Annotated in this window: 25 protein-coding genes; 19 read left to right on the forward strand and 6 right to left on the reverse strand. The window is 57.7% G+C overall.

The window, feature by feature from the left end:
- Positions 1 to 3: 3 nt before the first annotated feature.
- Positions 4 to 447: a universal stress protein gene (locus ACYX4K_RS05365; protein WP_475093147.1), complete on the reverse strand. Its 444-nt coding sequence runs from the start codon at positions 445 to 447 to the stop codon at positions 4 to 6.
- Between the two features lie 249 nt (positions 448 to 696).
- Between ACYX4K_RS05365 and ACYX4K_RS05370 the strand changes: the two genes are divergently transcribed.
- The 4 genes from ACYX4K_RS05370 to ACYX4K_RS05385 all read left to right on the forward strand — a co-directional run bounded on the left by ACYX4K_RS05370 (position 697) and on the right by ACYX4K_RS05385 (position 5,217).
- Positions 697 to 1,221 (forward strand): hypothetical protein, encoded by a 525-nt coding sequence (locus ACYX4K_RS05370; protein ID WP_475093146.1) that lies wholly within the window; start codon positions 697 to 699, stop codon positions 1,219 to 1,221.
- A gap of 257 nt (positions 1,222 to 1,478) precedes the next feature.
- Complete coding sequence (topA, locus tag ACYX4K_RS05375) at positions 1,479 to 4,223, forward strand: type I DNA topoisomerase (protein WP_475093145.1); 2,745 nt, start codon at positions 1,479 to 1,481, stop codon at positions 4,221 to 4,223.
- A gap of 127 nt (positions 4,224 to 4,350) precedes the next feature.
- Complete coding sequence (locus ACYX4K_RS05380; protein ID WP_475093144.1) at positions 4,351 to 4,917, forward strand: hypothetical protein; 567 nt, start codon at positions 4,351 to 4,353, stop codon at positions 4,915 to 4,917.
- 45 nt (positions 4,918 to 4,962) lie between these two features.
- Positions 4,963 to 5,217, forward strand: a complete 255-nt coding sequence (locus tag ACYX4K_RS05385; protein WP_475093143.1) for a hypothetical protein — start codon at positions 4,963 to 4,965, stop codon at positions 5,215 to 5,217.
- Between the two features lie 155 nt (positions 5,218 to 5,372).
- On the opposite strand, the gene lexA is transcribed toward ACYX4K_RS05385, so the two are convergent.
- Both lexA and ACYX4K_RS05395 read right to left on the reverse strand, forming a co-directional pair.
- Positions 5,373 to 5,981, reverse strand: coding sequence for a transcriptional repressor LexA (gene lexA, locus ACYX4K_RS05390; protein ID WP_406827658.1), 609 nt, complete (start codon positions 5,979 to 5,981; stop codon positions 5,373 to 5,375).
- 139 nt (positions 5,982 to 6,120) lie between these two features.
- Positions 6,121 to 6,453, reverse strand: coding sequence for a DUF6763 family protein (locus tag ACYX4K_RS05395; RefSeq protein WP_475093142.1), 333 nt, complete (start codon positions 6,451 to 6,453; stop codon positions 6,121 to 6,123).
- 216 nt (positions 6,454 to 6,669) lie between these two features.
- Here ACYX4K_RS05395 and ACYX4K_RS05400 point away from each other — a divergent pair, with 216 nt between their 5' ends.
- The 4 genes from ACYX4K_RS05400 (at position 6,670) to ACYX4K_RS05415 (ending at position 10,183) form a co-directional block, all read left to right on the forward strand.
- A complete protein-coding gene (locus tag ACYX4K_RS05400; protein ID WP_475093141.1) occupies positions 6,670 to 7,326 on the forward strand; it encodes a TetR/AcrR family transcriptional regulator in 657 nt (218 codons plus the stop codon).
- 22 nt (positions 7,327 to 7,348) lie between these two features.
- Positions 7,349 to 8,362 (forward strand): beta-N-acetylhexosaminidase, encoded by a 1,014-nt coding sequence (nagZ, locus tag ACYX4K_RS05405; protein WP_475093140.1) that lies wholly within the window; start codon positions 7,349 to 7,351, stop codon positions 8,360 to 8,362.
- Between the two features lie 67 nt (positions 8,363 to 8,429).
- Positions 8,430 to 9,572, forward strand: a complete 1,143-nt coding sequence (locus tag ACYX4K_RS05410) for a mechanosensitive ion channel family protein (RefSeq protein ID WP_475093139.1) — start codon at positions 8,430 to 8,432, stop codon at positions 9,570 to 9,572.
- A gap of 395 nt (positions 9,573 to 9,967) precedes the next feature.
- A complete protein-coding gene (locus ACYX4K_RS05415) occupies positions 9,968 to 10,183 on the forward strand; it encodes a cold-shock protein (protein WP_160153794.1) in 216 nt (71 codons plus the stop codon).
- A gap of 156 nt (positions 10,184 to 10,339) precedes the next feature.
- Here the strand turns inward: ACYX4K_RS05415 and ACYX4K_RS05420 are convergent, their stop codons facing one another.
- Together ACYX4K_RS05420 and mfd are read right to left on the reverse strand one after the other, a co-directional pair.
- Entirely contained in the window at positions 10,340 to 11,329 is a 990-nt protein-coding gene (locus tag ACYX4K_RS05420; RefSeq protein WP_475093138.1) for a CsiV family protein, read from the reverse strand.
- A 113-nt stretch (positions 11,330 to 11,442) separates the two neighbouring features.
- Positions 11,443 to 14,928 carry a transcription-repair coupling factor gene (gene mfd / locus ACYX4K_RS05425; RefSeq protein WP_475093137.1) on the reverse strand — a complete coding sequence of 1,162 codons (3,486 nt, stop codon included), beginning with the start codon at positions 14,926 to 14,928 and terminating at the stop codon, positions 11,443 to 11,445.
- 338 nt (positions 14,929 to 15,266) lie between these two features.
- Between mfd and ACYX4K_RS05430 the strand changes: the two genes are divergently transcribed.
- The 11 genes from ACYX4K_RS05430 (at position 15,267) to ACYX4K_RS05480 (ending at position 26,459) form a co-directional block, all read left to right on the forward strand.
- Positions 15,267 to 16,730 (forward strand): glyceraldehyde-3-phosphate dehydrogenase, encoded by a 1,464-nt coding sequence (locus tag ACYX4K_RS05430; protein WP_475093951.1) that lies wholly within the window; start codon positions 15,267 to 15,269, stop codon positions 16,728 to 16,730.
- Positions 16,731 to 17,237: 507 nt separating this feature from the next.
- On the forward strand, positions 17,238 to 18,578 hold the full coding sequence (locus tag ACYX4K_RS05435; protein ID WP_475093136.1) for a Na(+)-translocating NADH-quinone reductase subunit A: 1,341 nt from the start codon (positions 17,238 to 17,240) through the stop codon (positions 18,576 to 18,578).
- Between the two features lie 2 nt (positions 18,579 to 18,580).
- On the forward strand, positions 18,581 to 19,792 hold the full coding sequence (locus tag ACYX4K_RS05440; RefSeq protein WP_475093135.1) for an NADH:ubiquinone reductase (Na(+)-transporting) subunit B: 1,212 nt from the start codon (positions 18,581 to 18,583) through the stop codon (positions 19,790 to 19,792).
- A complete protein-coding gene (locus ACYX4K_RS05445; RefSeq protein ID WP_475093134.1) occupies positions 19,785 to 20,567 on the forward strand; it encodes a Na(+)-translocating NADH-quinone reductase subunit C in 783 nt (260 codons plus the stop codon). The genes ACYX4K_RS05440 and ACYX4K_RS05445 overlap by 8 nt, the downstream gene beginning before the upstream one ends.
- A gap of 8 nt (positions 20,568 to 20,575) precedes the next feature.
- The gene (locus ACYX4K_RS05450) at positions 20,576 to 21,244 is read left to right on the forward strand and encodes an NADH:ubiquinone reductase (Na(+)-transporting) subunit D (RefSeq protein ID WP_475093950.1); all 669 of its coding nucleotides are present in this window, start codon (positions 20,576 to 20,578) and stop codon (positions 21,242 to 21,244) included.
- A gap of 3 nt (positions 21,245 to 21,247) precedes the next feature.
- The gene (nqrE, locus tag ACYX4K_RS05455; RefSeq protein WP_043316477.1) at positions 21,248 to 21,856 is read left to right on the forward strand and encodes an NADH:ubiquinone reductase (Na(+)-transporting) subunit E; all 609 of its coding nucleotides are present in this window, start codon (positions 21,248 to 21,250) and stop codon (positions 21,854 to 21,856) included.
- 18 nt (positions 21,857 to 21,874) lie between these two features.
- The gene (nqrF, locus tag ACYX4K_RS05460; RefSeq protein WP_475093133.1) at positions 21,875 to 23,101 is read left to right on the forward strand and encodes an NADH:ubiquinone reductase (Na(+)-transporting) subunit F; all 1,227 of its coding nucleotides are present in this window, start codon (positions 21,875 to 21,877) and stop codon (positions 23,099 to 23,101) included.
- Between the two features lie 45 nt (positions 23,102 to 23,146).
- The gene (locus ACYX4K_RS05465; protein WP_475093132.1) at positions 23,147 to 24,211 is read left to right on the forward strand and encodes an FAD:protein FMN transferase; all 1,065 of its coding nucleotides are present in this window, start codon (positions 23,147 to 23,149) and stop codon (positions 24,209 to 24,211) included.
- Between the two features lie 2 nt (positions 24,212 to 24,213).
- Positions 24,214 to 24,477, forward strand: a complete 264-nt coding sequence (gene nqrM, locus ACYX4K_RS05470; protein WP_475093131.1) for a (Na+)-NQR maturation NqrM — start codon at positions 24,214 to 24,216, stop codon at positions 24,475 to 24,477.
- 120 nt (positions 24,478 to 24,597) lie between these two features.
- Positions 24,598 to 25,995 carry a Si-specific NAD(P)(+) transhydrogenase gene (gene sthA, locus ACYX4K_RS05475; RefSeq protein WP_475093130.1) on the forward strand — a complete coding sequence of 466 codons (1,398 nt, stop codon included), beginning with the start codon at positions 24,598 to 24,600 and terminating at the stop codon, positions 25,993 to 25,995.
- Entirely contained in the window at positions 25,992 to 26,459 is a 468-nt protein-coding gene (locus ACYX4K_RS05480; protein WP_475093129.1) for a thioesterase family protein, read from the forward strand. Before sthA ends, ACYX4K_RS05480 begins: the two co-directional genes overlap by 4 nt.
- Before the next feature lie 95 nt (positions 26,460 to 26,554).
- Here ACYX4K_RS05480 and ACYX4K_RS05485 read toward each other — a convergent pair whose 3' ends face one another.
- Positions 26,555 to 26,857: a hypothetical protein gene (locus ACYX4K_RS05485; protein ID WP_475093128.1), complete on the reverse strand. Its 303-nt coding sequence runs from the start codon at positions 26,855 to 26,857 to the stop codon at positions 26,555 to 26,557.
- Between the last annotated feature and the right edge of the window lie 83 nt (positions 26,858 to 26,940).

A 26,940-nucleotide genomic window follows, 5' to 3' on the forward strand; every position in this document is an offset into this window, starting at 1 on the left:
CGATTATTCACTCGGTGGGTGAACCCGGACTGCCAATACATCGCAGCCGGCACCGTGCAACACGCCGTTGGCGGTAGACCCGAGCAGGAGGGCCAGGCCGTGACGTCCGTGGCTGCCAATCACAATCAGGTCGCAGCCACTTTCTTCCGCAAGGCGGTGGATTTCCGTTGCCGGTTGCCCAAGCACTACGTATTGACGATCTGCCGGAATATTCAGGCCCTGCGACGCTTTGCGCAGTTGTTCCTTGGCCTGGTTTTGAAGCTGCTCCTGCACTTCGGACAAGTCCATTGGAATATCCCCGCCGTAAGCAAAGGTCAGCGGTTCGATGATATGCGCAAGACTCATCTGCGCACCCGAGCAGGCCGCGATTTCACTTGCGCGCGCCAGTACCTGGGAAGATTCTACCGATAGATCCAGTCCAACCAGAATGTTCTTATAGCCTGACATGGGCTCTCCTCAATCTCCGTTGGTATTTCGCTTAGTTGGAATTTCGTATAAGTCATGCATGAACCAGCGGCAATCGGATGAAAAATATCCGGCCGTCGATGGCTTCATTCAGTCTACTTTAAAAAAACAGGCTTGACACAACCGCCCCGTTGCGGAGAAAAATGCGCGCCTAAAATTGGTGTCGCGCCCGTTTGGGGTGATGCGATATCGCGTAAATTGTTCGCTCTCGATTCTGACAGGAAAACCATCATGGCCAGTTGGGTGCCTATTGTTGTCGTCATATTTGCCGTTGTCCTGGTGATCGGCCCGGTAATGTGGCTGAAGCCCAGCAGTCGCGATCGCATGCTTGCGGATTTGCGTCAGAAGGCTGCCAGTGCGGGCCTGAAAGTGCAGATGCAACCCCTGCCCGAGGCGCTGGGGCAGGGCACTGCAGCGACTTACTTCTCGCAGTGGCGTAACCCGCGCCGGTTACATACCGGGTGGGGGGTGGAATTACAGCGTATGTCACACGAGATGCATTTCAGCGGCCAGTGGGACTGGCGCAAGGGGCGCGCGGCTGTTGAGGCGGCACAATCAGCGCTGAAAGAACTGATCGACGCATTGCCAAGCGATGCCACCGCCATATTTGCGAATGACAGTGGCCTCGGCGTGCAGTGGCGCGAGCGCAGTGGTGAGAGCGGGTTTGCAAAGATTCAGGAAGCACTGGCGGCACAGCGGCCAGTAATAGAAGAAGCAATACGCGAGCCTTCCCGCGGTGAGGCCGGAAAGGCCTGAAAGGGCGTGTGTCACACGTGGTAAAACTGGCCCCGTGGCAGATCTGGGCTACTGTTTTAACCGATTGAACGATCCCTGGAATCTCCGGTCACAGGCGCTGGTAACAGGCAGGAATTGGTAACCAATTTGACTCTGATTTCGCCGATTTGCTTGACCACACTGGGGGCGGAGCATATATATTCGCGCAGCGCATTGCCGAAACCGAATCGGGTGCGGTGTGTGTGAGTAGTAAATTTTCTATTAAAAATCAAAAGCTTATGGGTAAATCACTGGTCATCGTCGAGTCACCGGCGAAGGCGAAAACGATCAACAAGTATCTCGGAAAGGATTTCGTGGTGAAGTCCAGTATTGGTCATATCCGAGATCTTCCTACCGGTGCATCGGCGAAACAGGCCGTGGATCCCAAAGAGCGTGCGCGCCGGGCCGCAGAAACCCGCAAGCTGTCGCCCGAAGACAAAGAGGTCTACAAGCGCAAGAAAAGCCGTGAGCAGCTAATCAAGCGCATGGGTATCGACCCGGATCACAACTGGGAAGCGCACTACGAGATTCTGCCAGGTAAAGAAAAGGTGGTGGACGAGCTGCGCAAGCTGGCCGCCAACGCCGACCACGTTTACCTCGCGACGGACTTGGACCGCGAGGGAGAGGCGATTGCCTGGCACTTGCGGGAAGCCATTGGTGGCGATGAGCAGCGCTACCGCCGTGTGGTGTTTAACGAAATTACCAAATCCGCCATTCAGGAGGCGTTCCAGGATCCGGGCCCCCTGGATATCGACCGGGTCAACGCGCAGCAGGCGCGCCGTTTCCTCGACCGCATCGTGGGCTACATGGTTTCCCCGTTGTTGTGGGAGAAAGTTGCCCGCGGTCTTTCCGCCGGCCGCGTGCAATCTGTTGCGGTAAAGCTGGTAGTAGAGCGCGAGCGGGAAATCCGCGCGTTTATTCCGGAAGAATACTGGACCCTGTTTGCCGATACGCAAACGGCCAAGTCAGACGCCCTGCGCCTGGAAGTGAAAAAGCAGGCCGGTGAGGCCTTCAAGCCCACCAACGAAGAACAGGCCATGGCGGCGCTGAAGGCGCTGCAGTCCAGCGACTTCACCGTGAGCGCCCGGGACGACAAGCCCACCAGCTCCAAGCCCAGCGCACCTTATATTACCTCCACGTTGCAGCAGGCCGCGAGCAATCGCCTCAGCTTCAGCGTGAAAAAAACCATGATGATGGCCCAGCGCTTGTATGAAGCGGGTTACATCACCTATATGCGTACCGATTCCACCAATCTGAGCGCCGAAGCCGTATCTTCTGTGCGCGAATTTATTGGTGAGAATTACGGTGATAAATACCTGCCGGAGAATCCCAACCGCTACAGCAGCAAAGAGGGCGCTCAGGAAGCGCACGAAGCGATTCGACCTTCCGATGTGCGGGTAAAACCGAATATGCTGTCCGGTATGGAGCGCGATGCCGAGCGTCTGTACACCCTGATCTGGCAGCAGTTTGTGGCCTGTCAGATGACGCCGGCCCAGTTCACTTCTACGTCTGTTGTGGTTACCGCCGGTGACTTCGAACTGCGTACCCGCGGCCGCGTAATCCGCTTTGACGGCTTCCTGAAAGTCGCGCCGGTGCAGAGCAAGAAAGACGAAGATCTGGTGTTGCCGGACATCAAGGTCGGTGAAAAACTGAACCTGAAACAGCTGGATCCGAAACAGCATTTCACCAAGCCACCGGCGCGCTTCAGTGAAGCGGCACTGGTAAAAGAGCTGGAAAAACGCGGTATCGGCCGTCCTTCCACCTATGCATCGATCATCTCCACCATTCAGGATCGCGGCTACGTGCGCCTGGAGAACCGCCGTTTTTACGCGGAAAAAATGGGCGATATCGTTACCGACCGCCTGAGCGAAAGCTTCACCGACCTGATGGATTACGGTTTTACCGCGAGCCTCGAGGAATCTCTGGATACCGTGGCGGAAGGTAAAAAGGGCTGGAAAGACCTGTTGAACGAATTCTATTCCGACTTCAGCAAGCGTCTCGAGGTGGCACAGGATAAAGAAGGCGGTATGCGTCGCAATGCGCCGACGGATACGGATATCGAGTGCGGTACCTGCGGCAGGCATATGCAGATCCGCACCGGCTCCACCGGTGTGTTCCTCGGCTGTTCCGGTTATGCACTGCCGCCCAAGGAGCGCTGCACCAACACCATGAATCTGGTGTCCGGTGAAGAAGCGGTAGATGCGGAAAAAGACGAAGATGCGGAAACTCGCCAGCTGCGAGACAAGCGCCGCTGCCCGAAATGCGGCACCGCCATGGATAACTACCTGGTGGATGAGCAGCGCAAGTTGCATATCTGCGGTAATAACCCGGACTGTAGTGGCTTCGAGGTAGAGAAGGGCACCTTCAAGATCAAGGGCTACGATGGCCCGGTCATCGAGTGCGACAAGTGTGGCGCGGATATGCAGTTAAAGTCCGGCCGTTTCGGCAAGTACTTTGGTTGTACCAGCGAAACCTGCAAGAACACCCGCAAGCTGCTGAAGAGTGGCCAGCCGGCACCGCCCAAAATGGATCCGGTACCCATGCCGGAGCTGGCCTGCGAGAAAGTGGATGATACCTATATTCTCCGCGACGGCGCCTCCGGTCTGTTTTTGGCTGCCAGTCAGTTCCCGAAAAATCGCGAAACCCGCGCACCCCTGATCAAGGAGCTGCTGCCGCACAAGGACGAAATCGATCCCAAGTACAGCTTCCTGTTCTCTGCTCCCACCGAGGACAACGAGGGCCGTGATACGGTTGTGCGCTTCAGCCGTAAAACTCAGGAGCAGTATGTCCAGAGTGAGGAAGAGGGCAAGGCGACCGGTTGGAAGGCGTTCTATCGCGATGGCAAGTGGCAGGTAGAAGCGCCGGCTAAAAAGGCTCCGGCGAAGAAAAAAGCTGCCGCGAAAAAGGCCCCGGCCAAAAAAGCGGCTGCCAAGAAGGCGCCAGCCAAGAAAAAGGCTGCTCCAAAAAAATCCCCGGCCAAGTAATTGGTCGGAGACCTGCCGACCCGTCATCCCGGCGAAGAGCCTGTGCCGGACTTGATCCGGTAACGGGATCCAGACCTATCCGTCATCCCGGCGAAGGCCGGGATCCAGAATCCCAGAGGTATGCAGTTTGAGTAATCCCTATACCGGTACCGTCGCTTCGGCGCTGCGTAAGGCCCAGCTGCTGCTGCAATCCAGCGCGGAAGCGGGCAATACGCCGTTGCTGGAGTCCTCCCTGCTGGAAGCGGCGGTGCTGCAGTTGTGGCGTGGTTACCGTGCGTTTCTGGCGGAGCAGGGGCATCAGATGCAGTTGGGTTTTGCGGCCGGTGCTGAGCCGGAAACAGCGCAGGCGCTGGCGTCCCTGGTGTCCCAGCGTGGCAAATTCAGTGGTGAAGCCAATGAGCTGGTCAGTCTCGCAGAAAACCCCGATAGCTGGTTTGCGGGGCTCTTCGCAGCCTGGCGTAAATTGTGGGTACTGAGCGCCTCTGGTTCAGTAAGCTCTGGCTCTACCGGTTCTGCTGCGCAGGCGGCGCCCTCCAAACCTGCTGCCACCGTCCAGTCCATCATCCCGGTACGCCAACTGGATAGCGCGGCCGAGGCCCCTGACCAGCCTCTCACCCGTGAGCGGGTGCAGCAGTGGTACCAGTCCCTTTTCGAGCTGATCCAGCGCCAGAGGGCCCACAGTCAGGAGTGGTAGGGTGTGGTACACTGGCTCCAAATTACGCGGTTAGTGGAGAAGTGAATGTCTACCGAGACTTACGAAATCATCGAGTTGTCCAATGGTGATGTAGCGTTGCGACGCGCTGGTCACAAGGGAGAACCGCTGGTGCGTATTCATTTCTCGGACGAGAGCCAGCATTTCCTGCGCGAGCACAAGGTGGCGGTGGCCCGTGCCATGCTGGAGGCGGGGATCGAAGCGGTACAGGACATCAACGAGATGGAGCCGGAGCCGTTTGAGGAAGAAGAGGTGGATCTGGCCGAGCACACGATTCACTGAACATTCCGTGGTTAATTCGCAGACATAAAAAAACAGGGCAAAAGCCCTGTTTTTTTATGTTCGAAGTGCGAGACACGGGATGTTTGGCGACTTGTCATCCCGGCGAAGGCCGGGATCCAGAAAACCTGCGGGCTCGTCGCTCCGAACCGCCATTATCAAATCGGGTTCTGGCGAATCACGCCCACCGCCAAACCTTCAATGGCAAAGCTGCGGTCCCGCATGTCCACTTCGATCACATCAAAGTCCTGATTCTCCGGCAGCAGCTGCACGGTGGCCTGATTGCCGCGACGTTTAAAGCGCTTCACGGTGACTTCGTCCTCGATGCGCGCAACAACGATCTGCCCATTGCGAATATTGTCAGTGCGCTGCACGGCCAGTAAATCGCCGTCGAGAATACCCGCATCTTTCATGCTCATGCCGTGTACGCGCAACAGGTAGTCCGCGGGTGGGTGAAAAAATTCCGCGGGAATTTCGCAGTACTCTTCGATATTTTCTTCCGCCAGAATCGGGTTGCCGGCGGCAACGCGGCCAACAATGGGTAAACCACTGTTGTAGTCGGGAATTCGAATACCGCGGGAAGCGCCAGCGACCATTTCAATCGCGCCTTTGCGGGCCAAGGCTTTCAGGTGTTCTTCCGCGGCATTGGGTGAGCGGAAGCCCAGCTCCTGGGCAATTTCGGCTCGGGTGGGCGGGTAGCCCGTATCATCCAGATAGGATTTGATCAGTTCCAGTACCTGAGCCTGGCGTGCAGTGAGGTTTGTCATGGGCTCCTTCCTGTTGTCTGTATTTATATACAGTTGCTGTGATTATATACAGATTTCAGGGGCGCGCAATCATTGCCCGATTGCGGGGTTGCGGTGGACTCGCGGCACGATGACGGCGGGCACTGGCCGGAGCGATCCGTCAGTAGCCCTCGTCAGTACCCGGAAACGAATCTCCTTCAAGCCGGTCAATGACGCTTTGCGCGGGAGAAAAGATCGGGCTGCGGTAGCCTGCGTCTTCCTCATCCTGCATTTCGTCGGCAAAGGTGCCATAACCTGCATTGGCGTCTTCCGGAGCGGCGGCGCCAATTACTGGTAGCGACGGCCAGTTCTGGAACTCGATTTCGTCCAGGCTGCCGTCCACATACTGAATTTCGATCGTGCGGGCGGGATGGTCAACGGCAACCACTTCAAACAGGTCGCCAGTATCAAAATTTTCAAACCAACTGCCAATTTCCGGAGCGATTCGTGCCATGGCGTGCTCCTCCTCTTTTACTGCTTTGTTGTCTTCGCCTTCAGTTCCATCCCGGCGCTTTCAGAACTTGTACACTCGTTCTAATGTGGTGGACGCAAGCTTGGTACTCCCGCGGGGTGGAGAATGGCTTGCGCAGGTTTCATCGTCGGCGGACTGTGCTAGTCTCGCGGTAAAACAAGCGTTTAAATTGTTGGTTTGAATTGGTGTGAAATCGGCATGAGTCAGTCAGACACAGTCCATCGTATTCTGGACGCCGCTGAAGTCCTGTTCGCGGAGCGGGGCTTTACCGAGACCTCCCTGCGTACCATCACCAGTACCGCCGGGGTGAACCTGGCAGCGGTGAACTACCATTTCGGTTCTAAAAAAGAACTGATTCAGGCTGTTTTCGAGCGGTTCCTTACACCTTTTACGGCCACTCTCGATCAGGAGCTTGCGCGCAGGGCGGGGGCTGGTGAGCCACTGCAACTGGATGATCTGCTGCAAAGCCTGTACCGGGTGGCGCTGGCCGGTCTGGCCAGTCAGGGGCGCGACCCGAAACGCTTTATGCGATTGCTCGGTCTGGCGTATACCCAGTCCCAGGGGCACTTGCGGCGTTTTATCGTATCCCGCTACGGTGACAGCTACCGGCGCTTTGCCGGGCAGTTGGCGGCGGCTCTGCCGCACGTTGACCCGGTGACCTTCTACTGGCGTCTCTACTTCATGCTTGGCGCTACGGTCTTTTCTCTTTCGAGCTTTGACGCCATTGAAGCTATCCTACGGGAAGATTTTGGCGCCCAGAGCAGTCTCGAGGAGACCCTGGCGCGCCTGGCGCCCGCGGCCGTTGCCATGCTCACTGCGCCCATGCCGGGAAACAACGCCGGCGACGTCGATTAAATTCAATGTGGAGTTCATGCGGATGTCTACCCCGATTGGCCCGGTAATGATTGATGTCGAAGGGCACACCCTCACCGAGGAAGAGCGCACGCTGCTGCGTCATCCCCAGGTGGGTGGACTGATTTTCTTTGCGCGGAATTTCGAAAGCCGGCCACAGCTGGAGGCACTGATTGCAGAGATTCGCGCCGTGCGCCCGGAAATCCTGCTGGCGGTGGATCAGGAAGGGGGCCGGGTGCAGCGCTTTCGCGATTCTTTCACCCGAATTCCCTCAATGCAGGCGCTTAGTGCCCGGGCCGATAAACAGCAACTGGAAGATGTGGGCTGGTTGCTGGCCGCGGAGTTGCTGGCGGTTGGCATCGACTTCAGTTTCGCGCCAGTGCTGGATGCGGACGACGACTTCTGCCGTATTGTCGGCGATCGCAGCTTTGCCCGGGATCCACTAAAGCTTGCCGAGAAGGCGCGCCCGTTTATGGCGGGTATGCACGACGCGGGCATGGCCACGACCGGCAAGCACTTCCCGGGGCATGGGCAGGTGCTCGAAGATAGTCATGAAGAGTTGCCCGTGGATCAGCGCCCCCTGGAGGAGGTGCTGTCTTCCGATTGCATACCATTTAGCGAGAGTATTGCGGCCGGTGAGCTGGAGGCCGTGATGCCGGCGCATATTCGTTTTGCCCAGGTGGATGAAAATCCGGTGGGTTTTTCCCGGTTCTGGCTGCAGGAGATTCTGCGCAAGCGCCTCAAATTTGATGGCGTTATTTTCAGTGACGATTTGACCATGGAGGGCGCGGGCGCTGCAGGCGGCTACCGGGAGCGTATTCACGCTGCCATGGCGGCAGGGTGCGATATGGGCGTGGTCTGTAATAATCGTGCAGGTGCCATTGAGGTGCTGGAGGCTTTGGAAGGGTTTACACCGGATCCTGCATCCAGCAAGCGCCTGGAGCGGATGCGCGGCCGCGGGGAAATTCAATCCTGGGGTGCACTGAAAAAGAGTGAGCGCTGGCAGAAAACCCGGCAGTGGCTGGCCTCCTGGATGTAAATACCGTGCCTTATTTGTTAAAAATGGTGCGCACGTTTGTTTGTACAGCAATAAATTTCAGTAACTAATGGAGTTGTTTGTGGAGTCAGTTACAGCGTTTTTGCGCTCTCTGGTGGGGGATGATCGTTTCTGGATTGCCGAAATATTTGTCGTCGTATTGATCACGGCTACTGCGTCCTGGGTTCTGGGACTGTTTGTTAACCGGCTGCGCGAGCGCGCGGAGCGAACCGTCAACCCCTGGGATGATGCGCTGGTCAATTCGATCAACCCGCCCGCGTCGATTCTGGTCTGGTTGCTGGGGCTATCGTTTGCCGCTGCCCGTGCCGGTGACGCGACCGGGGCAGAACTCCTGCTCTGGCTGGATGGCAAACCCAGAGCGATAGGCTTTGTCGTGGTGGTTACCTGGTTTGCGCTGCGTTTTGCGAAAGAGGTTGAGCAGAATCTCGCAGATCCGCGCTACGCGCGTAAGCCCGTCGACACAACCACTGTGCGTGCCATAGGCAAGCTGGTGCGGGCCTCCATCATGATTACTGCGGGAATGGTTGTCATGGAACGGCTCGGGTACAACCTCAGCGGGATACTGGCCATGGGTGGCATCGGTGGCCTGGCAATCGGTTTTGCCGCCAAAGACTTGCTTGCGAATTTCTTTGGCGGGCTGATGATCTATCTGGATCGCCCGTTCAAAGTGGGGGATTGGGTAAGGTCGCCGGATAAGGAAATCGAAGGGACGGTTGAAGATATTGGCTGGCGCCTGACCCGAATTCGTACTTTCGACAAGCGCCCCTTGTATATTCCCAACGGTGTGTTTACCCAGATCTCGGTGGAGAATCCGTCGCGCATGCTGAACCGCCGGATTTACGAAACCATCGGTATTCGCTACGACGATGCGCAGCGGATGGCGCCCATCGTGAAAGAAGTGCGGGCGATGCTGGAGCAGCACCCGGAGATCGATACCAATCAGACGCTGATCGTAAACTTCAATTCATTTGCGCCCTCGTCACTGGATTTCTTTATTTACACCTTTACCAAGACCACGGATTGGGTGCGTTATCACGAAATCAAACAGGATGTGTTGCTGAAGATCCTGAAGATTGTCGAAGATCAGGGGGCCTCCTGTGCCTTCCCAACGTCGACCTTGCATATCGCGGATATACCAGAGTTGGCGTTGGGCGATCGGCGTGCCGAACCCTCCAGTCCGCTGAGTGCTTGAGTGCCTTCATTTGATCGCGGCTCGATGCCCCGAGTTTCGAGCGGAGAGGGGTGCAACGAATGTCAGGTTTGTGCGTCTGGGCTTGTTCGAGATTTGGGGCTTTAGAGCATGAAAAGTCAAAAAGTGTGGCACTTTCGTTACTGAATTGGTGATATGTTGCGCATTGTAGGTGGGAAGTAACATTAATTTCACGTGCAAACCTAGACAGTGGCGCAGTTTTATCTAAGAATCGGTAACGACTTGTTCGACATGTCGGATGGGTGCTTCGAGACAGTGGCCGGCCTCCAGATCTTTCTCTTTAAAGGTTTGGTTTTATCGGCACGGCCACCGCAATTGGGGTAGGCGAGTCGCCCGCAACCGGGGCGAACGCAATAACAATAAATGAGGTTGGCTTAATGAGTGATCGCGTTACGGGTACCGTGAAGTGGTTTAACAATGCCCGGGGTTATGGATTTATCACCTGTTCAGAAGGTGCGGAAGATATTTTTGTTCACTACCGAAGCATCCGCGGCGACGGCTACAAGACCCTGAACGAAGGGCAGTCGGTAGAATTTGAGATGCAGCAGGGCGACAAGGGCCTGCTGGCAGAAGACGTGGTTCCCTGCGAGTAATTCGCGACCTCGTTTAGGTTGGCTGTCGGCAGTACGCTGAATCTTCGACGCTGGCGCCAACCTCAATAAAAAAGCCCACAGGGTAGCAGGATGTACTGCTATTCCGTGGGCTTTTTTGTGCGCGAATCCGGCCCCGGCTGGAGCGTTAATTCCAGGTTAGTCGACGAGTCCGGTCGGTTCGATGTCTTCTTCCGGGGAAGGCGTCACCGTCCGCACCTCGATCAACACCCCGAGCTTGGGGTGGTCAATATAGTGCAGTTCACCGCTGCGCAGGCGGCGCTCTTCCTGCAGTACCGCTACGCGTTTCGCGATTTTCTCCATCGGCAAGGCGGGAGCGCCAATACCGTCGATTTCTCCACTCTCGCCGTGAAACACCGCACGATCTGCGCTGGTGCTGAAGCCGCCGCTGGTGGTGTCGCTGTAGCTGTTCGGTGCGCTGCCCTGGTGGGCAGCTGACGTCAGTCCCATGGGCTCTTCGTTCAGTGTGTCCGCCTGTTGCGCAACCGGGGCGCGTGGGCGCGCGGGTACCGCGATGCCAGCCGGGCCGCTTTCATCAGCGGATGGAAAGCTGCTCCCCGTTGCTGGATTCCACTGGCCGCCATTCCCCGCTTGATCCGCCCACTCGCTCAGCCACAGATCAGTGCTCAGATGCAGGTAGCGCGATACGCTGAGTGTGACACTGCCTTCCAGCTGGTGATGATCGCCGCTGACTTCGCCGCCGCTGATGACTACCGCCGGCGCATTGCGTTCGGTTTGAAGAATCTGGCGCCAGGTCTTGTGAAACAGGACGTTGTAGGCGCGATCCCGGCTCAGGGCTGCCACCTTATTGTCCAGCTGATTGGCTGCTGGCTGCAATACCGGCGCCATGGGGTCTCCGGTGGACGGAGTGTTGAAGTCTACCCACTTTCGGTCATAAGAGAGCGCTGGGTTTGTCGGCCAGGTCTCCCGGGAGGTGTTCATACCGTCGGTGCGCGAAAACACCACCAGCTCGATCTCAAACTGGGTGCCAGCGTAGCCGGCAGCCTGGGTGCCGCTAGCGCCAACGATCAGGGGGAGGCTGGCCGCAAGGCAGGTGACCGCAGTTGCCGCCTTCACTTTAATGGAACGGGTCAGTCGCTGGGCGACCGTGGTCTTGAAAGTGGTCATTATCGATACCGCGTTTGTTCTAAACCGCTTTTATGGTGTTGCCAGAGGCTGGCGCTGGCGAATAATTCAACCATGTTAGCACCCTTTGGCGGCGGGATCTGCCGCCGGTGCCGCTATTGAGACAGCTGTTGCAACACGTCGTTGACCTGCTGCAGACGCTGCTCTGGGCCGCTCTCGTCGAGGACAAAGTTGAGCTGGTTGGCCCCTTGCAGCCGGTAGGTGGTGGGGCGGGTCTGCACCAACTTAACCAGGGTCAGTGGGTCCACATTGGCGTTGTCGGCAAACTCGATGCGTCCACCGGTGGCGGAGGCCTCCAGCTTGCGGATCCCCATCTTGTTGGCGTTCAGCTTGATCTCGGTGATGCGGAACAGATGTTTGACTGGTTCCGGCAGCAGGCCAAAGCGGTCGATCATTTCCACCTGCAGCTCCTTGAGCGCGTCTTTGTCTTCGGCGTTGGCGATGCGCTTGTACATGATCAGACGGCTGTGTACATCCGGCAGGTAGTCGTCCGGTATCAGTGCCGGCACGCGCAGGTTCACATCCACGGCGGGGGATTCCAGCGGCTCGTCGATATTCGGCGTGCGGCCCTCGCGGATCGCTTTCACCGCGTGGTCGAGCATTTCCATATACAGGTTGAAGCCGACGCTCTGGATCTGGCCGCTCTGTTCTTCGCCCAGCAGCTCGCCGGCGCCGCGAATTTCGAGGTCGTGGGTGGCCAGGGTGAAGCCCGCCCCCAGATCCTGGGCCTCGCTGATGGCCTCCAGGCGCTTGACCGCATCGCCGGTCATGGCGCGCTTGTTGGGGGTCAGCAGGTAGGCATAAGCCTGGTGATGGGAGCGGCCCACCCGGCCGCGCAGCTGGTGCAGCTGGGCCAGGCCGAACTTGTCCGCGCGTTCGATCAGAATCGTATTGGCGGTGGGGATGTCGATACCGGTCTCGATGATGGTGGTGCACACCAGCACGTTGAAGCGCTTGTGGTAGAAGTCGCTCATCACCTGTTCCAGCTCGCGCTCGCGCATCTGGCCGTGGCCGATACCGATACGGGCTTCCGGCACCAGTTCCTGGAGCTCCCGCGCGATGCGCTCGATGCTTTTCACCTCGTTGTGCAGGAAGTACACCTGACCGCCGCGCAGGATTTCCCGCAGGATCGCCTCTTTGATCAGTGCGTCGTCGCGCTCGCGCACAAAGGTCTTCACCGACAGGCGCCGCGCTGGCGGTGTGGCGATCACGGACAGGTCGCGGATGCCGGCCATGGCCATATTCAGGGTGCGCGGAATCGGGGTGGCGGTAAGGTTGAGGATATCCACCTCGGAGCGCAGGCTCTTCAGCTTTTCTTTCTGGCGCACACCGAAGCGGTGTTCCTCGTCGATAATCAGCAGGCCCAGGTTTTTAAATTTGAGGTCGCTCTGCAGCAACTTATGGGTGCCGACCAGGATGTCGACCTTGCCTTCCGCAATGCGCTCCTTGATCGCTTCCACTTCCTTATTGCTGCGGAAGCGGGAGATCACCTCAATACCGAGCGGCCAATCCGCAAAGCGATCCTGCAGGGACTGGAAGTGTTGCTGCGCGAGCAGGGTGGTGGGCACCAGCATCGCGACCTGTTTGCCACCGTGGGCGGCGACAAAAGCGGCGCGCATGGCGACTTCGGTTTTACCGAAGCCCACGTCGCCACACACCAGTCTGTCCATGGGCTTGTCGGACAGCATATCGCCGACCACCGCTTCGATGGCCAGCTGCTGGTCCGGGGTTTCCTCAAATGGGAAGCCGGAGGCGAATTCCCGGTACGCCAAGCCCGGGTCGCCAAAGGCGTGCCCGACACGGGCTTCGCGGCGCGCGTAAATATCCAGCAGCTCGGCGGCGGCATCGCGGACTTTTTCCGCGGCCTTGCGTTTGGCTTTCTGCCAGGTTTCGCTGCCCAGTTTGTGCAGTGGGGCCAGCTCTTCGTCGGCGCCGGAGTAGCGGCTGATCAGGTGCAGGCTGGCGACTGGCACATACAGCTTGGCGCCGTCGCCGTACTCGAGTGTCAGGAATTCTGCCTGCTGGCCGTCAATATCCAGGCTTTGCAGTCCTTTATAGCGGCCCACGCCGTGATCGATATGCACCACCGGTGCGCCGATACGCAGTTCTGCCAGGTTTTTGACCGCGTTGTCCGCGTCTTCTTTCGCCTTGCGCCGGCGGCGTTGCTGCAGCACCCGGTCGCCGAAAAGTTGCGGCTCTGCGATCAGGTTCAGGTCCGGACCGGCCAGCAGCATGCCCTGGTCGATGGGGGAAACGGTAATCGCAAATCGATCGTCGCTGTCGAGGAAGTCCTGCCAGCAGCGAATGGTTTTTGGCTTCAGTCGAATACCGTGTAACAGCTCCAGCAAGGCCTCGCGGCGACCGCCGCTTTCCGCACAGAACAGCACGCGGCCTTTGTATTCCATTAAATACGCTTCGAGCGCTTTCAGCGGTTGCTCGGATTTTCCGTCCACCGGCAGGCTCGGTGGCTTTGTGGTGGCAAAGTTGTAGTTGCCTTCCGCCTCCGGCAGCGACTCGTTGGAGAAAAAGGCGCGCGGCAGGCTTTTCAGTGCACCGTAGAATTCATCGATATTCAGCAGTACCTGACGCGGCTCCAGAATTGGTCGGGTCAGATCGCCACGGCGACTCTGGTAGCGGTTTTCCGCTTCCCGCCAGAAGGACTCCACCGGCTGTTGCAGGTCGCCCTGAATGAATACCTGACTGTTGTCCGGGAGGTAATCGAACAGGCTCGCGCACTTGTCAAAAAATAGCGGAAGATAATATTCGATACCCGCCGGGGCGATTCCGGCGCTGATGTCCTGGTAAATGGAAACCGGGCCCGGGTCGCAATCGAACTGTCCGTGCCAGCGCTCGAGGAATTTCGCCAGCGCCGGCTTGTGCATGGGGAATTCCCGCGCGGGCAGCAGGTGAATCTGTTCAACCTTGTCCACGGTGCGCTGATCTTCCGGATCGAAGGTGCGCAAGGATTCGATTTCGTCATCGAACAGATCGATGCGGTAGGGCAGGTTGCTGCCCATGGGGAAGATATCCATCAGCGAGCCGCGCACTGCGAATTCGCCGTGTTCGTACACCGTATCCACGCAGTGGTAACCCGCCTGTTCCAGCAGTTTGCGCTGGGTGTCCAGATCGAATTTCTGTCCCTCCCTGAGGATCAGTGCATTCCCTGCGACATAGTCTTTGGGGGCTAGCCGGTGGAGCAGGGTGCTGATCGGCACGATGACTATGCCGCTGCCCATCTGCGGCAATTGGTAGAGCGTGGCCAACCGGTCCGAGATGATGTCCTGGTGTGGTGAGAAGGTGTCGTAGGGCAGAATTTCCCAGTCCGGGAACTGGAAAATGTTCAGCCCTTCGCCGGTGCCGTCGGCATCCCCATCTCGCCGCGGCTTGTTAAAAAATTTCAGCTGCACCTCAAGTTGGTGCGCTTCCTGGCTGTTGCGCGCAATCAGCAGGGTAGGCGCAGTGCTGGCACGTGCGGCGTTCAGGATGGCCAGTGCGGCGCTGGCGCCGTGCAGTTGACCCCAGAATTGTCGGTCATTCTGGTTGCGAAATGCGGGTGGGGACAAAGGGGGGAGCTGACTCATCTTTCCTTATAATTCCGTGCTTTCTGACCACTGCTGGCCGGGGAGGGGGCGTATTGTAGCGGTGAACCGTGACCGTTGCAGGTTTCGGGTTCGGCAGCTTGGAACGGGTGCCTGGTCGGGTGTTCATCCAGCGCGATTGAAAGCAGCGTTTTCCCTGGCGGGAAATGTAGTTTAACTACAGTTTTTAGGCTGTTTTTTGCCCTGTTGCGCGGCCTCTGGTGAATACACATAATTCGCCCGCCTTCCGGTTGGAGGCAGAATTTTGAGCCATCCTTGGTGATACGTTCGGTGAAATTCTCCGACCCTGGCAAGCCCCAATTTTTACTTTGCAGAGGTGTCTGACTGTGACTCAGAAGCGACCGAAGCCCGCTGACTTTTTCAAGGACTGGAAAGCGCGTGAAGCGCTGGCGGAATCCATGATTCCGATGATTGGCAAGCTCAACCGGGAAAGCAACGTCGGCATTTATATGTACGGCCAAAACCTGGTGAACCGCTCCGTGCTCAGCATCATGAAGGCGCATCGCTTTGTGCGCCAGGTGGAAGAGAACGAGCTGTCTGAGTTTGAGACCTATCCGGTTCTGGAGGCCATCTGCAAGCTGGAGCTGGGCCCGGTACATATCGACCTGGGAACCCTCACCAACAAATACATGCGCGATCAGCGCGGGCTGTCCATCGAAGACTTTGTGCGCGACGAGCTGTCTGACGCCTCCGGCGCTGGCAAGCCGCTGCCGCAGTCTCAGGACGTCGTGATCTATGGTTTCGGCCGCATCGGCCGCCTGGTAGCGCGTCTGCTGATTGAGAAGGCCGGTAGTGGCGATGTGCTGCGTTTGCGCGCCATCGTGTTGCGCAAAGGTAAGGCCGACAACGATCTGGTCAAGCGCGCGTCCTTGCTGCGTCGCGACTCGGTACACGGCGCCTTCAATGGCACCATTCGCGTCGACGAAGAGACCAGCACTCTGATCTGCAACGGCAACGAAGTGAAGGTGATCTACGCCAACTCCCCCCAGGAAGTGGATTACACCCAGCACGGCATCAACAATGCCCTGATCGTTGACAGTACCGGCGTGTGGCGCGATGAAGAAGGTCTCTCCCAGCACCTGGAGAGCAAGGGTGCCGGCAAGGTGCTGCTGACCGCGCCGGGCAAGGGCGACCTGAAGAACATCGTATACGGTATCAACAACGGCGATATCACCGCGGACGACAAGATTCTGTCCGCTGCGTCCTGTACCACCAACGCCATCGTGCCGGTGCTGAAGGCGATGATGGACAAGTACGGTGTTGAGCATGGTCACGTGGAAACCGTGCACGCCTACACCAACGACCAGAACCTGATCGACAACTACCACAAAGGCGAGCGCCGTGGCCGTTCTGCGGCGCTGAACATGGTGCTGACTGAGACCGGGGCCGCCAAGGCAGTATCCAAGGCGCTGCCGGAGCTGAAAGGAAAGCTCACGGGCAACGCCATCCGCGTGCCGACCCCGAACGTGTCCATGGCGATCCTGAATCTGCGCCTGGGCAAGGAAACCACCAAGGAAGAGCTGAACGACTACATGCGCGATGTGGCGCTGCACTCGCCGCTGCGCCAGCAGATTGACTTCACCAACTCCCCGGAAGTGGTGTCCAGCGACTTCGTGGGCTCCCGTCGCGCCTGTGTATTCGACTCCATTGCCACCATCGTAGATGGTGACAGCGCGGTACTCTACTGCTGGTACGACAACGAGTTCGGCTACAGCTGTCAGGTCGTACGCTGTCTTGAGGATATGGCAGGGGTCCGCTACGAGTTGTTCCCGAAGAAGGACTGAGCGGGCAATCCGCATCAGTGGGGGTAATCGGCAGGGCCGCTGGCCAGGCAGATTATTCCCGCGCCACCGCTGGTGGTCCGGCCAGTGGTGGCGCCTCCAACTAAAGTCGTTGTTTTTTCAGCAAAAAATTCCTCATCTTGGGGCTATTTGGCCCTATCTGCTCTGGTAAACCCCCGGTCCCATCCTTATAATGCGCGCGATTTTGCGGGGCTGCTGTGCGCCGGGAATTCTTGCGCAAAGATTGCGGGTTGCGAAGGCAATAGCGGATCTTTGCATCCCGGCTGTGAGTGACTTTTTCTTAATACCTGATAGGTGCCGACCGGCCAGACGCGCCGGGACCAGTGGCCGTCGATGTGTGGCTGCTCTTTTTGCGGTACACCTCGAGGCTTGTGTCAGGCTCTCCAAGGCTTAAGCCCCCGCTCCGGGTTTCCTTTTCTTCCGGGCCCAAAAGGCCCAGAAATTTTTAAAACCTACTAAATCTACCAACTTAGAACTAGGCACAGGCGTATGAGAAAGATCCGTCGGGGATTGGATTTACCCATATCCGGCGCGCCCGAGCAGGTCATCTATGATGGCCCTGCAGCCAAGACTGTTGCGGTGATCGGTCCCGATTACAACGGGATGAAGCCCACCATGGCAGTTGCGGAAGGGGATAGCGTCAAACTCGGACAATTGCTGTTCACTGATAAGAAGACAGACGGTGTTCGCTACACCGCCCCGGCCGCCGGCCGTGTGGTTGCAGTCAACCGCGGCGTACGCCGTGTACTGCAGTCCGTCGTGATCGAAGTGGAAGGGGACGAAGCCGAGCAGTTTGCCAGCTACAGCGCTGACCAGCTCGCCACCCTGACCGCAGAGCAGGTACGCGTAAACCTGGTGGAGTCCGGCCTCTGGACTGCCCTGCGTACCCGCCCATTCAGCAAGGTGCCGGCCCTCGACGCCCAGCCTTCTGCGCTCTTCATCAATGCCATGGACACCAACCCGCTGGCGGCTGACCCGGTTGTGGTCATCGCCGAGCAGCGCGATGCGTTTGCCCAGGGTGTTGAGATCCTGTCCAAGCTGGCCGACAAGACCTTTGTCTGCACCGCGCCGGATGCGGATATCCCGGTTCCGAGTGCCGCCAGCATTCAGCGCGAAGCCTTTGCTGGCCCGCACCCTGCTGGCCTGTCCGGTACCCATATTCACTACCTGCACCCGGTCAAGCCCGGTCGCCAGGTATGGTCCATCGGTTACCAGGACGTGATTGCCGTGGGCAAGCTGTTCGAAACCGGCAAGCTGTACACCGACCGGGTGGTTGCCCTGGGTGGCCCGCGGGTGACCAAGCCGCGTCTGCTGCGCACTCGTCTGGGCGCAGATCTGACAGCGCTGGTCGCTGGTGAGACCGAAGGCAGTGACAACCGTGTAATCTCCGGCTCCGTATTCGGCGGTCGTACCGCCAACGGTGCACTGAGCTACCTAGGTCGTTACCACAACCAGGTGAGCGTGCTGGAAGAGGGCCGCGAGCGCCCGATGCTGCATTACTTCACCCCTGGTGCGAATCGCTTCTCCGTGCTGCCGATCTATATCAGCCGTCTGATGAAGAGCAAGCTGTTCAACTTCACTACCAGCACCAATGGCTCTGAACGCGCGATGATGCCAATCGGCACCTACGAGCGTGTTATGCCACTGGATATCCTGCCGACTCAGCTGCTGCGCGCACTGGCGGTTGGTGATACCCAGGTTGCCCAGCAGCTGGGTGCTCTCGAACTGGACGAAGAAGATCTGGCGCTGTGCACCTTTGTGTGCCCGGGCAAGTACGACTTCGGCTCCATTTTGCGGGACAACCTCACCCGTATTGAGAAGGAGGGTTAAGGATGTTGCGTAAACTACTCGACTCCATGGAGCCGCATTTCCATAAGGGCGGCAAATACGAAAAGTTCTACGCGCTGTACGAAGCGATCGACACCGGTCTCTTTCAGCCTGCGGACCGCACCAAGGCCACCGCACATGTGCGCGACGGTATCGACCTGAAGCGCATCATGATTACCGTGTGGGCCTGCGCCATGATCCCGATGTTCTACGGTATGTGGAATGTGGGCTTCCAGGCCAACACCATCATTGCGGGCATGGAAAATGTGGATCTGAGCGGATGGCGCCACGCCATCATCGGCGCTCTGTCCGGTTACGATGCCAACAGTGCCTGGGATAACCTGATCCACGGCGCCATGTACTTCCTGCCCATCTACGCGGTGACCTTCGTCGTCGGTGGTATCTGGGAGGTGCTGTTCGCAGCGGTTCGCGGTCACGAAGTGAACGAAGGCTTCTTCGTTACCTCCATCCTGTTCGCACTGACCTGTCCGCCGGACTTGCCCCTGTGGATGGTGGCGATGGGTATCAGCTTCGGTGTAGTGATCGGTAAGGAAGTGTTCGGTGGTACCGGCAAAAACTTCCTCAACCCAGCACTGACCGGTCGTGCTTTCCTGTTCTTCGCCTATCCGGCGGCCATGTCTGGTGACACCGTGTGGACTGCCGTTGACGGCTACACCGGCGCCACTGCGCTGTCTGTCCTGGCGAGCGAAGGCATCCAGAACGGTGCCGTGGGCGTACCTACCGGTCAACTGACCTGGCTGGACGCGTTCCTGGGCAACATGCACGGCTCTATCGGTGAGACCTCCACCCTGGCAATGCTAATTGCAGGCGCGATCCTGATCGGTATGAAGATCGCCAGCTGGCGTATCGTTGCCGGTACCCTGCTGGGCATGATGGCCACCGCCACCATGTTCAACTTCATCGGTTCTGAAACCAACCCGATGTTCGGTGTGCCCTGGTACTGGCACCTGGTGGTGGGCGGCTTCGCCTTCGGTCTGATCTTCATGACCACCGATCCGGTATCCGCCGCCATGACCGATGCTGGTCGCTGGTGGTACGGCATTCTCATCGGCGTGATGTGTGTATTGATCCGCGTGGTGAACCCGGCATTCCCGGAAGGCATGATGCTGGCGATCCTGTTCGCCAACCTGTTCGCGCCGCTGTTTGACCACTTCGTTGTGCAGTCCCATATCAAACGGAGGTTGGCACGTGGCTAATAAAGATTCAGTTAAAGGTACTCTGATTGTTGCGCTGGTACTGTGTATCGTCTGTTCCGTGGTGGTCTCCACCGCGGCGGTGATGCTCAAGCCCACGCAGGAAGCCAACGCCGCGTTGGACATGAAGAAGAACGTACTGCTGGCCGGTGGCCTGATCGAGCCGGATCAGACCAGTCGCAAGGCGATCGAAGAAGCCTTCGACAACGTTACCATCAAGTACGTGGATCTGCGCACTGGCAAGTTCACTGACGAAGCGCCGGCAGGTGGCAGCGGTCGCGCTGCCTCCAAAATCGCCAGCGCCAGTGAAAAGCTGCCGGCGGATCAGGACACCGCAAAAATCATCCGCCGTGAGAACATCAAAGAGGTGTACCTGGTGGAAGAGAGCGGTGAAATGCAGCGCATCATTCTGCCGGTTCGCGGTTACGGCCTGTGGGGTCAGCTGTACGGCTTCCTCGCTCTGGAAAAAGACCTGAACACCGTTGCCGGTCTGGGTTTCTACGAGCACAAGGAAACACCGGGGCTGGGTGGTGAAGTGGACAACCCGCGCTGGAAATCCCAGTGGGAAGGGAAAGAAGTCTACGACGCTGACGGCAGTGTTGACCTGACGGTTGTGAAAGGCAGTGTAGATCCCAACAGTCCGAACGCCGAACACAAAGTCGACGGTCTGTCCGGTGCGACCCTGACCAGTAAAGGTGTCGATAACCTGGTCAAGTTCTGGCTTGGCGCTGACGGTTACGGTCCCTTCCTGAAAAACCTTAAAGCAGGGGAGGCATAAGCATGAGCATGAAATTAAAAGATACTCTGCTGGAGCCGGTATTCAACAATAACCCCATTGCACTGCAGATCCTCGGTATCTGTTCCGCACTGGCGGTAACCAGCTCGCTGCAAGTGACGCTGGTAATGTGTATCGCACTGACCACGGTGGTGGCTTTCTCCAACACCGCGGTCTCCCTGATCCGCAAGCAGATTCCAAACAGCATCCGGATCATCGTGCAGATGACCGTGATTGCCTCTCTGGTAATTCTGGTAGACCAGGTGTTGAAGGCCTACGCCTACGATATCTCCAAGCAACTGTCCGTATTCGTTGGTCTGATTATCACCAACTGTATCGTGATGGGTCGCGCGGAAGCCTTTGCCATGAAGCATGGTCCCAAGGACAGCTTCTTCGATGGTATCGGTAATGGCCTGGGCTACAGTGTGATCCTGATCGGCCTCGCATTTATCCGTGAACTCTTTGGTGCGGGCAAACTGTTCGGTGTGGAAATCCTGCAAACCGTGAACAACGGTGGCTGGTACGTACCGAACGGCATGCTGCTGCTGCCGCCGAGTGCCTTCTTCCTGATTGGTCTGTTCATCTGGGCAATTCGCGCCTGGAAACCGGATCAGGTGGAAGAGGACGAGTTCAAGATTGCGCCCAACTCAAAAATGCCGTTGGCGCAACAGGAGGCCTGATCGATGGAACATTTTATATCTCTCATCATCCGCGCCGTTTTCGTAGAAAACATGGCGCTGGCCTTCTTCCTGGGGATGTGTACCTTCCTCGCGGTATCCAAGAAGGTCGAAGCGGCGATTGGTCTCGGTGTTGCGGTAATCGTAGTACTGACCATCACCGTTCCCGTTAACAACTTGATTTACACCTACCTGCTGAAAGACGGTGCACTGGCCTGGGCCGGTTATCCGGAAGTGGACCTGAGCTTCCTCGGTCTGCTGTCTTACATCGGCGTAATTGCGGCACTGGTACAGATCCTGGAAATGTTCCTGGATAAATACGTACCGGCGCTCTACAACGCTCTGGGTGTATTCCTGCCGCTGATTACCGTGAACTGCGCCATCATGGGTGCGTCTCTGTTCATGGTGGAGCGCGAATACAATTTTGGTGAAAGTGTTGCCTACGGCTTCGGTGCCGGTCTCGGCTGGGCGCTGGCGATTGCTGCTCTGGCGGGTATCCGCGAGCGCATGAAGTACAGCGACGTACCGAACGGCCTGAAAGGCCTGGGTATCACCTTCATTACCGTTGGTCTTATGTCGCTGGGCTTCATGTCCTTCGGCGGCATCGACATTTAAGCGGGGAGGTTGAATAACATGGAATTAACGGATATTTATTTCGGCGTCGGCATGTTCACCGTGATCGTGATCGCGCTGGTTGCCATCATTCTGGCTGCCCGCTCGCGACTGGTGAACACTGGTGACGTCAACATTGTGGTAAACGGTGAGAAGACCCTTACCGTGCCTGCTGGTGGCAAACTGCTGCAGACTCTGGCTGCCAACAACCTGTTCCTGGCTTCTGCCTGTGGTGGTGGTGGTTCCTGCGCACAGTGTATCTGTGTGGTGGAAGAGGGTGGTGGCGATATGCTGCCCACCGAAGCGCAGCACTTCACCCCCCGTGAAGCCAAAGAAGGCAAGCGCCTTTCCTGTCAGGTTGCTGTTAAGCAGGACATGAAAATTGAAGTGCCGGAAGAAGTGTTTGGTGTGAAGCAGTGGGAGTGCACTGTGGAATCCAACCCTAACGTGGCTACCTTCATTAAAGAGCTGACCCTGAAGCTGCCGGAAGGCGAGAACGTAGATTTCCGCGCAGGCGGTTACGTTCAGCTGGAAGCGCCGGCCCACCACGTTAAGTTCTCCGATTTCGATATCGAAGAAGAGTACCGTGGCGACTGGGAGCACTTCGGCTTCTTTAACCTGGAGTCCAAGGTCACCGAGCCAGTGGTTCGCGCCTACTCCATGGCGAATTACCCGGAAGAGAAGGGCGTTGTTAAGTTCAACATCCGTATCGCGACTCCGCCGCCGCGCACCGAAGGTATTCCGCCGGGCCAGATGTCTTCTTACGTCTTCAATCTGAAGCCAGGCGACAAAATGCGTGTGTACGGTCCTTTCGGTGAGTTCTTCGCCAAAGAAACCGACAACGAAATGGTCTTTATCGGTGGTGGTGCCGGTATGGCGCCGATGCGTTCCCACATCTTCGACCAGCTGAAGCGTCTGCACTCTACCCGTAAGATCAGCTTCTGGTACGGCGCGCGCTCCCTGCGCGAGATGTTCTACGAAGATGACTACAACGGCCTGCAGGACGAATTCGACAACTTCAAGTGGCACATTGCCCTGTCGGATCCGCAGCCGGAAGACAATTGGGAAGGCTACACAGGCTTCATCCACAACGTGGTGTACGAAAACTATCTGAAGGACCACCCGGCGCCGGAAGACTGTGAGTACTACATGTGTGGGCCGCCCATGATGAACGCGGCAGTGATCAACATGCTGAAGAACCTGGGCGTTGAGGATGAAAACATCCTGCTCGACGACTTCGGTGGCTGATCACCCATGATTGGAAGTGACAACACATCCACGAAAGCAGGGCCGATGTATTCGGCCCTGTTTTTGTTTGTGCATTCCGGCTTTCCGCTCCGTGCCTCGGCTGCGTTACTGATCGTCTTCCTGTTTGCGCTGTCCGGCTGTAGCCAGGAAAAGTCTGTCTGGAAGCTCACCGGCCCCACCATGGGCACCGCCTACCACGTCACTGTGGTGGATGCACCCACCGGGCTGGCTCGGGCAGAATTGCAGTCCATGATCGATGCCGAGCTGGCAGCAGTGAATCAGGAGATGTCTACCTACATTCCTGATTCTGAACTGATGCGCTTTAACGGCGGCCCGGTATCACAGCCGGTGGCACTGTCGCCCAATCTGGCATTGGTGGTCGGGCAGGCGCTGGAGATCTATCGCAACAGCGGTGGCGCTTTTGATGTCACGGTTGGCCCACTGGTTAACCTGTGGGGCTTTGGACCACAGCCCGAACCTGAAACGATACCGGCAGCACAAGAAATTGATGCGCTGCGCGCGGAGATCGGCTCCGATGCGCTGACTCTCAAGGGCCAGCAGCTCAGTCGTAGTCGCCCGGTTCAGATCGATCTGTCGGCCATTGCTAAGGGCCATGGAGTAGATCGCGTGGCGGATCTGCTGCTCCAGCAGGGAATTGATAACTTCCTGGTGGAAGTCGGTGGCGAGCTGCGCACTGCGGGGGTCAATCCCGCCGGGCAGACCTGGCGGATCGGTATCGAGCGGCCATCTGCAGGGCAGGTGGTTCAGAAGCCGATCCAGGTGGCGGGCAAGGGCATTGCGACCTCCGGTGATTACCGCAACTACTACGAGCGGGATGGCAAACGCTACGCGCACACCATTGATCCGCGCACCGGCAGACCGGTAGAGCACCGGCTTGCTTCGGTGACCGTGATCGCGGACACCTGTGCCATGGCAGACGGCTACGCCACCGCGCTCAATGTGATGGGTGCGGAGGCTGCGTTAAAATTGGCAGAAGAGCAGCAATTGGCGGTTTTTCTGCTGGTAAAAACCGATTCCGGGTTTGAAGAGCGCGCGAGCAGCGCTTTTGCGCCCTATCTAGCAAATCAGGCTGAAAGTCAGGGGAGGTAACCGTGACTATTTATATTCTTGCGTTCATTGTTGTACTGTTGGTCATTACTGGCATGGCACTGGGTGCCATCGTCCAGAACAAGCCGCTCAAAGGTTCTTGTGGTGGACTGAACAAGATCGGCATGAAGAAAGACTGCGATATTTGCGGTGGTGATGACGACGAGTGCGAAAAAGAGCAGGAGCGTCAACGCCAGGCCGAGCTGGCTAAGACTGCGGCAGCGGACCTCGCCTACGATGCAACCGTGAAGGGCGAGCAGGACAAGTAAGCAGCCGGTCAGCGGGAGCGGCAAAATCAATACGCGCACACATATTCGGATGGAGAAGAGTACTGCCGGCCGGCAGTGCTCCCGATAGCAAACGTAAATTAAAACCAAGACAGTACTTCAATGGCAGATTCCAAATACGATCTGGTAGTGATTGGCTCCGGCCCCGCTGGAGAAGCTGCGGCCATGAGCGCCGCCAAAAAAGGTTTGCGCTCGGCAGTAATTGAGCGCAGCGTTGCCGTCGGCGGCAACTGTACCCACAAGGGCACCATTCCTTCCAAAGCGCTGCGTCATTCGGTCAAGCAGCTGATGCGCTACAACACGCAAAGCGTATTCCGGGCACTGGGTGAACCCCGTCGCCTGACCTTTCCGCAGGTCATGCGCACGGTGAACAAGGTCATTAATCACCAGGTGGAGATGCATACCAGTTTTTACGCACGCAATCGCGTAGATCTGATCATCGGTGATGCCAAGTTTCTCGATGCCAACCGGGTGGAAGTGCAGTTGGCAGATGGTGCCAAGGAAATTATTACCGCGGAAAAATTTGTCGTGGCCACCGGCTCTCGCCCCTATCGGCCGGCGGACGTAGACTTTGACCACCCGAGGGTTTACGACAGTGACACCATCCTGGATATGGAGCATACCCCGCAGGCCATTATCATTTACGGTGCCGGTGTTATCGGGTGCGAGTACGCCTCCATTTTTGCCGCGCTCGGTATCAAGGTTGACCTGATCAACAGCCGTGAGCACCTGCTGGAATTCCTCGACGACGAAATCTCCGACGCGCTCAGTTACCACCTGCGTGATATGGGCGTCACCGTTCGCCACCGGGAAGAGTACGCCAAGGTAACCGGCAGTGATCGCGGCGTGGTGATGGAAATGCAATCCGGTAAGCGGATTTCAGCGGATGCTCTGCTGTGGTGCAACGGCCGTTCCGGCAACACCTCGAGCCTTGGGCTGGAGAGCGTGGGTCTGGAAGCCAACCACCGCGGCCAGCTCGCGGTAGACGAGCATTACTGCACCTCGGTGGAAAATATTTTTGCGGTGGGCGACGTGATTGGCTGGCCGAGCCTGGCATCGGCATCCTACGATCAGGGCCGCGCGGTAGCTGCCGCGATTGTTGGCCGTGGCCACCGTGTCATTGAAGACGCGCCCACCGGTATTTATACGCTGCCGGAAATTTCTTCCGTCGGTAAAACTGAATCGGAACTGACCAGTGCCAAGGTGCCATACGAAGTAGGGCGCGCTCTGTTCAAACACACCGCACGTGCACAGATTTCCGGCGAGCGTGTGGGCATGCTGAAGATCCTGTTCCATATCGAAACTCACGAAATTCTCGGCATCCACTGCTTCGGTGCAGAGGCGGCAGAAATCGTGCACATCGGCCAGGCCATCATGAAGCAGCCGGCGCCGAACAACAGCATCGACTTCTTCGTCAACACCACCTTTAACTATCCAACCATGGCGGAAGCGTATCGCAGTGCCGCACTGGACGGTCTCAATCGGGTAATGCGCCTGTGACCGAGCCCTCAGCGGACGAATTTCGCAAACTGATGGAGGGCATCTTCGAGCAGGTGCCCTTTGTTCGTGAAATTGGACTCAAGTTACACGATTTCAATTTTGCCGAGCAGACCTTGTCGGCGAAGTTCGGGCGCACGCCCAAGCTGATCGGAAATCACTTCCACAATATCCTGCACGGCGGTGTGATCGCGACGGCGCTGGATACGGTTGGAGGTTTTACTGCGATGGTGGCAGCGTACCAGCGCATGGGTGGTGCCATTGACTGGGAAGAAAAAGTTCAGCGGCTCACTCGCCTGGGTACCGTCGATATGCGTGTGGACTACCTCAAGCCCGGCCGTGGGGAGGAGTTTGTCTGCGAGGGTTCGATACTGCGGGTGGGCAACAAGTTGGTGGTAACCCGCATGGCGCTGTACAACGAGAAGCAGGAGCTGATCTCCACCGGCACTGCGACCTTCCTGTACTGATACCGCGGGCGTCAGATTCGGGCACAAAAAACGCGCTGACTGAAAAGTGAGCGCGTTTTTTTGGCCTGAATTCCGTTTTTTGTCCGTGTTTCGCCTTAGCCCCGGTGCTTGGCGACGGTGTGTAACACACGGTCGTATTCGAAGTAGACGAAAAAGTCCGCATACTCCCAGCGGGTGATGGCTGGTTCGCCCACCGGCCCCTGAATATTGAGCGGCTCACCGAATTCCTCGGTGACTTTTTCCCGTTTCTTGCCGCGCAGCTGGTCAGCCTCGGCTGCGTAACCCTGTTCGCCAACGGGGACTTCAACGGTGTCTGCCTGAGTGAATGCTGTGCCGAACAGGGTGGCACAGGTCAGGCTGGCGAGTGTCAGGTTGCGCATGCGATTGCTTGAGAACATTGGGGCTCTCCGGTCTGATTATTGGAGTCTGATTATGGACGTTGTCACGATTAAACCAGATATTCTGCCGAAACACGCGGCAT

Source organism: Microbulbifer sp. ABF4_107 (assembly GCF_056312215.1).